The following is a 3,411-nucleotide window of genomic DNA, read 5'->3' on the forward strand; positions in this document are numbered from 1 at the left end:
GGGCTTATTCCGCCTGGCTGTGCCGCTCAACGCGAGTGTCACCGGATATCCGGTAAGCATTCACGGAGAGTTTGATCCTGGCTCAGGACGAACGCTGGCGGCGTGCTTAACACATGCAAGTCGAACGATGAAGCCGCTTCGGTGGTGGATTAGTGGCGAACGGGTGAGTAACACGTGGGCAATCTGCCCTGCACTCTGGGACAAGCCCTGGAAACGGGGTCTAATACCGGATAATACCTGCCGAGGCATCTTGGCGGGTTGAAAGCTCCGGCGGTGCAGGATGAGCCCGCGGCCTATCAGCTTGTTGGTGGGGTGATGGCCTACCAAGGCGACGACGGGTAGCCGGCCTGAGAGGGCGACCGGCCACACTGGGACTGAGACACGGCCCAGACTCCTACGGGAGGCAGCAGTGGGGAATATTGCACAATGGGCGAAAGCCTGATGCAGCGACGCCGCGTGAGGGATGACGGCCTTCGGGTTGTAAACCTCTTTCAGCAGGGAAGAAGCGCAAGTGACGGTACCTGCAGAAGAAGCGCCGGCTAACTACGTGCCAGCAGCCGCGGTAATACGTAGGGCGCAAGCGTTGTCCGGAATTATTGGGCGTAAAGAGCTCGTAGGCGGCTTGTTGCGTCGGATGTGAAAGCCCGGGGCTTAACCCCGGGTCTGCATTCGATACGGGCAGGCTAGAGTTCGGTAGGGGAGATCGGAATTCCTGGTGTAGCGGTGAAATGCGCAGATATCAGGAGGAACACCGGTGGCGAAGGCGGATCTCTGGGCCGATACTGACGCTGAGGAGCGAAAGCGTGGGGAGCGAACAGGATTAGATACCCTGGTAGTCCACGCCGTAAACGTTGGGAACTAGGTGTGGGCGACATTCCACGTCGTCCGTGCCGCAGCTAACGCATTAAGTTCCCCGCCTGGGGAGTACGGCCGCAAGGCTAAAACTCAAAGGAATTGACGGGGGCCCGCACAAGCAGCGGAGCATGTGGCTTAATTCGACGCAACGCGAAGAACCTTACCAAGGCTTGACATACACCGGAAACGGCCAGAGATGGTCGCCCCCTTGTGGTCGGTGTACAGGTGGTGCATGGCTGTCGTCAGCTCGTGTCGTGAGATGTTGGGTTAAGTCCCGCAACGAGCGCAACCCTTGTTCTGTGTTGCCAGCATGCCTTTCGGGGTGATGGGGACTCACAGGAGACTGCCGGGGTCAACTCGGAGGAAGGTGGGGACGACGTCAAGTCATCATGCCCCTTATGTCTTGGGCTGCACACGTGCTACAATGGCCGGTACAATGAGCTGCGATACCGTGAGGTGGAGCGAATCTCAAAAAGCCGGTCTCAGTTCGGATTGGGGTCTGCAACTCGACCCCATGAAGTTGGAGTTGCTAGTAATCGCAGATCAGCATTGCTGCGGTGAATACGTTCCCGGGCCTTGTACACACCGCCCGTCACGTCACGAAAGTCGGTAACACCCGAAGCCGGTGGCCCAACCCTTGTGGAGGGAGCCGTCGAAGGTGGGACTGGCGATTGGGACGAAGTCGTAACAAGGTAGCCGTACCGGAAGGTGCGGCTGGATCACCTCCTTTCTAAGGAGCACATAGCCGACTGCGAGCGAATGACTCGCACGGTTGCTCATGGGTGGAACGTTGACTATTCGGCACAGTTCTTGAGGGTCACTAGTACTGCTTCGGCGTGGAACGTGAACCTGAGAGAACTGGGCCGGGCACGCTGTTGGGTATCTGAGGGTACGGAACGAGAGTTTCGGACCTTCGCGATGCCGGCCCCAGTGCACTCCGCTGAAAGGTGGGGGTGATGGGTGGCTGGTCGTTGCTTGAGAACTGCACAGTGGACGCGAGCATCTGTGGCCAAGTTTTTAAGGGCGCACGGTGGATGCCTTGGCACCAGGAACCGATGAAGGACGTGGGAGGCCGCGATAGGCCCCGGGGAGCTGTCAACCGAGCTTTGATCCGGGGGTGTCCGAATGGGGAAACCCGGCAGTCGTCATGGGCTGTCACCCGCTGCTGAACACATAGGCAGTGTGGAGGGAACGCGGGGAAGTGAAACATCTCAGTACCCGCAGGAAGAGAAAACAACCGTGATTCCGGGAGTAGTGGCGAGCGAAACCGGATGAGGCCAAACCGTATGTGTGTGATACCCGGCAGGGGTTGCGCATGCGGGGTTGTGGGATCTCTCTTTCACAGTCTGCCGGCTGTGAGACGAGTCAGAAACCGTTGGTGTAGGCGAAGGACATGCGAAAGGTCCGGCGTAGAGGGTAAGACCCCCGTAGCTGAAACATCAACGGCTCGTTTGAGAGACACCCAAGTAGCACGGGGCCCGAGAAATCCCGTGTGAATCTGGCGGGACCACCCGTTAAGCCTAAATATTCCCTGGTGACCGATAGCGGATAGTACCGTGAGGGAATGGTGAAAAGTACCGCGGGAGCGGAGTGAAATAGTACCTGAAACCGTGTGCCTACAAGCCGTGGGAGCGTCGCTGTGTGTGCTTGCACATACAGTCGTGACTGCGTGCCTTTTGAAGAATGAGCCTGCGAGTTTGCGGTGTGTTGCGAGGTTAACCCGTGTGGGGAAGCCGTAGCGAAAGCGAGTCCGAACAGGGCGAATGAGTAGCGCGCCCAAGACCCGAAGCGGAGTGATCTAGCCATGGGCAGGTTGAAGCGGAGGTAAGACTTCGTGGAGGACCGAACCCACCAGGGTTGAAAACCTGGGGGATGACCTGTGGTTAGGGGTGAAAGGCCAATCAAACTCCGTGATAGCTGGTTCTCCCCGAAATGCATTTAGGTGCAGCGTCGTGTGTTTCTTGCCGGAGGTAGAGCACTGGATAGGCGATGGGCCCTACCGGGTTACTGACCTTAGCCAAACTCCGAATGCCGGTAAGTGAGAGCGCGGCAGTGAGACTGTGGGGGATAAGCTCCATGGTCGAGAGGGAAACAGCCCAGAGCATCGACTAAGGCCCCTAAGCGTACGCTAAGTGGGAAAGGATGTGGAGTCGCAGAGACAACCAGGAGGTTGGCTTAGAAGCAGCCACCCTTGAAAGAGTGCGTAATAGCTCACTGGTCAAGTGATTCCGCGCCGACAATGTAGCGGGGCTCAAGCGTACCGCCGAAGTCGTGTCATTCCAGTACATACCCCCAACGGGGACTGGGATGGGTAGGGGAGCGTCGTGTGCCGGGTGAAGCAGCCGCGGAAGCGAGTTGTGGACGGTTCACGAGTGAGAATGCAGGCATGAGTAGCGATACACACGTGGGAAACGTGTGCGCCGATTGACTAAGGGTTCCTGGGTCAAGCTGATCTGCCCAGGGTAAGTCGGGACCTAAGGCGAGGCCGACAGGCGTAGTCGATGGACAACCGGTTGATATTCCGGTACCCGCTTTGAAACGCCCAATATCGAATCC

The 3,411-nt window shown here is 58.2% G+C and carries 2 rRNA genes (1 of these 2 only partly in view); both read left to right on the forward strand.

Annotation, left to right across the window (positions count from 1 at the left end):
* Positions 1–59 precede the first annotated feature (59 nt).
* Positions 60–1,585 (forward strand): 16S ribosomal RNA (locus ACFY1P_RS35275).
* A 277-nt stretch (positions 1,586–1,862) separates the two neighbouring features.
* Positions 1,863–3,411: ribosomal RNA gene (locus tag ACFY1P_RS35280) — 23S ribosomal RNA — on the forward strand (it continues 1,601 nt past the right edge of the window).
* The 16S and 23S rRNA genes sit together here, the layout of an rRNA operon.

Source organism: Streptomyces sp. NPDC001407 (genome assembly GCF_042895325.1).
GTDB lineage: Bacteria > Actinomycetota > Actinomycetes > Streptomycetales > Streptomycetaceae > Streptomyces.